Here is a 5396-nt window from a genome sequence, read left to right as displayed (position 1 = left end):
TTTTCCAAAACTTTTCACCTGAGCAACAAGGTCGCGGGCAGGCACTATACAGTACGATGTGGGGACTTGGAGTAGCTTCAGGAAGTTTACTGGCAGGGCATTATTGGCAACAATTAACTGGCGCAACAATTTTTTTATATGCAAGTGTAGTGGTGTTATTCGGATTATTGCTGATCTATTGGCTGCCGAATCGGGTGGAAGCAGCAGCCAAAAGTTAATTTAAATTTTAATATTTTGATACTGAGGCATCCAAGGTTGTGCTTGTTCTAATTGTGCTGCTAGTTGCAGTAATTGATCTTCACGTCCGAAAGGCGCAATAAATTGACTCCCTAAAGGCAAACCATTTTTATTCCAATATAGCGGTACGGACATAGCAGGTAAGCCCGTGACATTTGCTAATTGAGTAAATGGGACCCAGCTCAAATTATCCTGAACCATTTTATCGACGAGTTTTCCTTGAGCTAAATAATGTGCTTTCCCGACTTTGAGCAAAGCTTTTAAAATCGGCTTCTGCCAAGCAGGAGTAACAATTTCACCATTTTTAGGAGCAACAGATGCTGTTGAGGGGGTTAGATACAGATCATATTGCTCAAAGAACAAGTTCATCTGTGTACTGTAGCTTCCCCAATTATTTAAAGTATGAATATATTCGGTTGCACTCGTTTTTGCTCCAAACGCTGCTAAAGCCACCGAATCAAGTTCGAAATCATCATCGGTGGTATCCGACATTAATTTGATCTGTGCTTGCATGTATGAGAATTGACTGAACCATGTAGTAATAAAATCTTTTGCGAGTTCAAGTCCATTAATTTGTGGTTGATCTTCAACAACAATATGCCCAAGTGATTCTAATAGTTTTGCTGTATGTTCGACGGCTTGAATCGCATCTTTCGATACCTTGGTTCCGATTGGGGATTGGGTATTAAAAGCAATTCTTAATTTCTTAGGAGCTTGTTGAATAATATCTATATATTTTTGTTCAGGTGATTGAATCCTAAACAGAGAGCTTTGTTCTGGCCCATGTACAGCATCAAGCATTGCTGCGCTATCTCGGACTGATTTAGACAAAACATGCTGCATTGCAGCACCATGCATCGCTTCACTGTATTGAGGTCCCCAAGGAGTTCGTCCTCGGCTCGGTTTTAATCCAAATAGTCCACAATAGGATGCAGGAATGCGAATAGATCCACCACCATCACCAGCACCAGCAATAGGAACGATTCCAGCTGCTACAGCAGAAGCAGACCCTCCCGATGAGCCGCCGCTATTATGTTTTAAGTTCCATGGATTTCGGCATGCACCCCAAGCTTCAGGTTCAGTAATTCCTTTGATTCCGAACTCTGGGGTATTCGTGCGACCAAAAGTGATAATCCCCGCATTTTCCCAACGATTGACAATTTCTGCATTAAAGTCAGGCGTATAGTTGAACTTCTTTAGTGAATTGCTTCCATATGACGTTGGAACACCTTGGTATTCTTGAAATAGGTCTTTAACTAAAAAGGGAACACCAGCAAACGCCCCATGACGCTCTTGCTGAGCGCGTTGTTTGGCTTGTTCATACATTGGAATGATAATGGCATTAAGTTTAGGATTTACCTTTTCATTACGCTCTAATGCAATCTTCAAAAGTTCAGAAGCATGGATCTCTTTATTTTTGACTAATGCGGCTAGTCCGAGACCATCATATTGTACATATTCAGAAAAATTCATGGTTTTTATCCCTAAAGCTAACTCTTTATAAAGTAAACAATATCTATTTTTTAAATATCTAGAATACCCGAAATAAATCGGATAACAATCAAATAAAATCCATATAAAAAATATTGTGTTTATATGGTTATGATTGGGTGATTTTAAATAAAAATATGCTAAGTTAAGCCTATGCGACGTTAAGATGACGACTTTATTAAATCTATGAAAAATATTTATATTATTGGATTATTATGGGCTTTCTCGACATGGACTATGGCGGATACAGTCGTAACTGATAAAGCAACAACAGTACAACAAGCTGCGAAAGCAAATGCGATCCGTGTAACTACACGCCCTGAAATTATGGGGTTGTGGGGAATGGAAATTCCAAATAATAAGAAGTGTACCGAATACTACAATTTTCGAGGAATGAGCGATGTTGTGATTAAAAGCGGTAATGAGTGGTCATATGGCTTATATGATTATCAACCTTCAGAAGATCACAAGGAACGATTACCTGCTTTAATTTTGCAAATCAAATATGACAATAACGAAACTGATTGCTCAGGACAAAAACAGGATCAGACAGGTGAGGTTTCTCAATACTTCGTGAAATGGTCAAACGAACATACGATTGATTTCTGTGCTAATGAGAAAGGTGAGAAGTGTTTTGCGACCTTGCGTCGTGTGTTGCCATAATTTGTAGTTGATATAAAAAAGCCTCTTAATTTCTTAAGAGGCTTTTTTATTATGCTTTCTCAGCTTGCGGTTCAAGCTGCTTTAACAAATGTTTTTCTAAATAGTGAATATCCATTGCTTGTTCACAAAAGTTTTTATCTTTTAAGATTAAATCTTTGTGTAATGGAATATTGGTTTTGATGCCTGTCAAAATCATTTCATCAAGTGCTTGACGCATACGAGCTAAAGAAGTTTCACGGTCTTTGCCATATGAAATTAGTTTTGCAATCATCGAGTCATAGTATGGTGGAATGCTATAACCCTGATAAATATGAGAATCTAAGCGAATTCCTGCGCCACCAGGTGCATAAAAACTTTCAATTTTACCTGGTGATGGTAAGAATGTCGTTGGATCCTCTGCATTGATACGGCATTCGATCGCATGACCTTTCACTTCAACTTCATGCTGTTCGATATCTAGGCCAAGACCTGCAGCAATTCGAAGTTGTTGTTCAATGATATCAATTCCAGTCACCATTTCAGTAACAGGGTGTTCCACTTGAACGCGTGTATTCATCTCGATAAAGAAGAATTCACCATCTTCAAACAAGAACTCAAATGTCCCAGCACCACGATATTGCATTAACTTACAAGCATTTACGCAAGCTTCAAGAATATCCGCACGCGCTTGTTCAGGTAAGTTTGGAGCAGGTGCTTCTTCTAGAACCTTCTGATGGCGGCGTTGCAATGAACAGTCACGATCATATAGATGAATCGCATGACCATTACCATCACCTAGTACTTGTACTTCAACATGACGAGGCTTTTGCAGGAAACGTTCCATATAAACTGTATCGTCGCCAAACCACATCTCAGCATCACGTTGAGCGGCTTGAACAGACTCAAGTAATGTGTCGACACGTTCAACAATACGCATACCACGACCACCACCGCCAGCTGCCGCTTTCACGATCAATGGGAAACCGATCTCGCGTGCTTCAGCCAATGCATTGTGAATGGTAACAGCGTGATCACAGCCAGGAACAGTAGGTACGCCAGCTTTTTTCATTGCAATAATCGCGGAGACTTTATTCCCCATCAAACGAATATGCTCAGGTCGAGGACCAATGAAAATGAAGCCTGAGTTTTCAACAATTTCTGCGAATTCAGCATTTTCTGACAAGAAGCCATAACCAGGGTGAATCGCATCAGCACCTGTAATTTCTGCGGCAGTAATAATTGCAGGAATATTCAGATAGCTTTCGCTACTTGTACCTGGTCCAATACATACCGCTTCATCGACAAAGCGTAAATGCATTAAATCTTTATCTGCGTCTGAATAGATACCGACAGTTTTAATACCAAGTGTTTTACAAGCCCGAGTTATTCGTAAGGCGATTTCACCACGGTTTGCAATTAATACTTTCTGCAACATAGAAATCCCCAACTTATTAAGCGCGGTAGCGGAAAAGCGGTTGGCCGAATTGGATGACTTCACCATTTTTTACAAGAATTTCTTCAATCACACCGCTCTTGGTTGCTTCGATCGGGTTCATGATTTTCATTGCTTCGATGATTCCGAGTGTTTCACCAGCAGAAACGGTTTGACCGACATTAACAAATGGTGCCTCACCAGGGCTTGCAGCGGCATAGAACACACCAACCATTGGTGATGTTTCAACAGCACCACGAGGAGTTTTTGCTGCTGGAGCCGCTGGAGCTGCCGTTGTAGGCGCAGCCGCCACAGGTGCAGCAGCATACACTGGAGTAGGACGAGTCAATGAAATAGATTGATCTCCTTCCTTAACTTCAATGGCTTGTAAGTCAGATTCAATCATCAAATCGATGAGTTTCTTGATTTTACGGATATCCATGAGTGCATGTTCCTACAATGTCTAAATTAGTTAGAAGATTGAATTTTTTCAATAGCGTAATCGAGTGCGAAGGAATAACCCTTAGCACCTAGGCCACAAATTACGCCAATGGCTTTATCGGATAGAAAAGAGTGATGTCTGAATGCTTCACGAGCGTGAACATTGGACAAATGAACTTCAACAAAAGGGATTGCAACACCCAATAATGCATCTCGCAAAGCGACAGAAGTGTGGGTGAGTGCAGCTGGGTTAATGATGATAAACTTTACACCTTCAGTTTGTGCTTGATGAATACGATCAACAATTGCACCTTCCCAGTTGCTTTGGAATGTTTCTAATGTAAGAGATGAATCTTTGGCTTGAGCAATTAATTGTTTGTTAATATCGTCTAGCGTGAGATAACCATATACTTCTGGTTCTCGCTTACCTAGCAAGTTCAAATTCGGTCCGTGAATCACCAAAATGGTTGAGCTCATTTAGCCTGCTCCAATTTTAAAATTGCAAATTTAATTTGCAAGATGTCTGCAAAGTTTGCTTATTATGGCACAAAATTCTGCAATTTTTTTATAATTTCTTTTACTGAGTGAAGAAAGTTGCATGCCAAGCATGGTGCATATAATGAAAACTTTGCAAGGAAATCGCAATGTTAAAATATGACAAAAAAATAGGTTTATTTATTTTTAAAACATTTTAAACCGAACTCACCCGAATCGTTCATGAGATTTGTGTAACTGATGAGTCAATCACTTATAAGTCTTATTTTGATCATAACTTAAGTGAGTGAAAGTGTTGGTTTTTTAAACTTGGTTGAGGCGATAGTTAAACATCTCTTAAGATTAAAGCATTGTTTTACTGAGAGTTGTATTGTGCTTTTGTCTACTACAAAAGAGTATAAGCAAAATGCTTTTTGACATTGGGAAATTATGAAAGTTTATGAAACATCCACTTTGCAAATTGTATTTCTCTAAGACAATTAAGCAGATTCGTATAAATTGTAAGTTGGCAAAAATGATGAATTTTCACATTTGTTATGGCAGTTAATGACATGAAAATGTCCGAAAAAGATATCTATTGCTTCGATAATATACTTCGTACTTAAGAGACAACTTTCGATTGGCGTAGTATCTCTTATGGGTCTTTCAAAGCTGTCTT

General features: G+C 39.2%; 5 protein-coding genes and 1 pseudogene. 2 read left to right on the top strand and 4 right to left on the bottom strand.

Features of this window, described 5'->3' with window-relative positions:
• Positions 1 to 218: pseudogene (locus A2003_RS12285) on the top strand (MFS transporter); the annotation flags it as partial.
• Between the two features lies 1 nt (position 219).
• Here A2003_RS12285 and A2003_RS12280 read toward each other — a convergent pair.
• Entirely contained in the window at positions 220 to 1710 is a 1491-nt protein-coding gene (locus tag A2003_RS12280) for an amidase (RefSeq protein WP_112987233.1), read from the bottom strand.
• A 204-nt stretch (positions 1711 to 1914) separates the two neighbouring features.
• Between A2003_RS12280 and A2003_RS12275 the strand changes: the two genes are divergently transcribed.
• Positions 1915 to 2391 (top strand): hypothetical protein, encoded by a 477-nt coding sequence (locus A2003_RS12275; protein WP_112987232.1) that lies wholly within the window; start codon positions 1915 to 1917, stop codon positions 2389 to 2391.
• Positions 2392 to 2440: 49 nt separating this feature from the next.
• Here the strand turns inward: A2003_RS12275 and accC are convergent, their stop codons facing one another.
• From accC to aroQ, 3 genes are read right to left on the bottom strand one after another with little or no spacing between them, the layout of a single operon-like run.
• Positions 2441 to 3805, bottom strand: a complete 1365-nt coding sequence (accC, locus tag A2003_RS12270) for an acetyl-CoA carboxylase biotin carboxylase subunit (RefSeq protein WP_004915529.1) — start codon at positions 3803 to 3805, stop codon at positions 2441 to 2443.
• Positions 3806 to 3821: 16 nt separating this feature from the next.
• Positions 3822 to 4244: an acetyl-CoA carboxylase biotin carboxyl carrier protein gene (gene accB, locus A2003_RS12265; RefSeq protein ID WP_004915532.1), complete on the bottom strand. Its 423-nt coding sequence runs from the start codon at positions 4242 to 4244 to the stop codon at positions 3822 to 3824.
• A 26-nt stretch (positions 4245 to 4270) separates the two neighbouring features.
• The gene (gene aroQ / locus A2003_RS12260) at positions 4271 to 4720 is read right to left on the bottom strand and encodes a type II 3-dehydroquinate dehydratase (RefSeq protein WP_075696438.1); all 450 of its coding nucleotides are present in this window, start codon (positions 4718 to 4720) and stop codon (positions 4271 to 4273) included.
• Positions 4721 to 5396 lie beyond the last annotated feature (676 nt).

The sequence above is a fragment of the Acinetobacter sp. GWC1_38_13 genome, from assembly GCF_001767535.1.
Taxonomy (GTDB): Bacteria; Pseudomonadota; Gammaproteobacteria; order Pseudomonadales; family Moraxellaceae; genus Acinetobacter; species Acinetobacter junii.
This window is presented reverse-complemented; position numbering and strand designations above follow the sequence as displayed.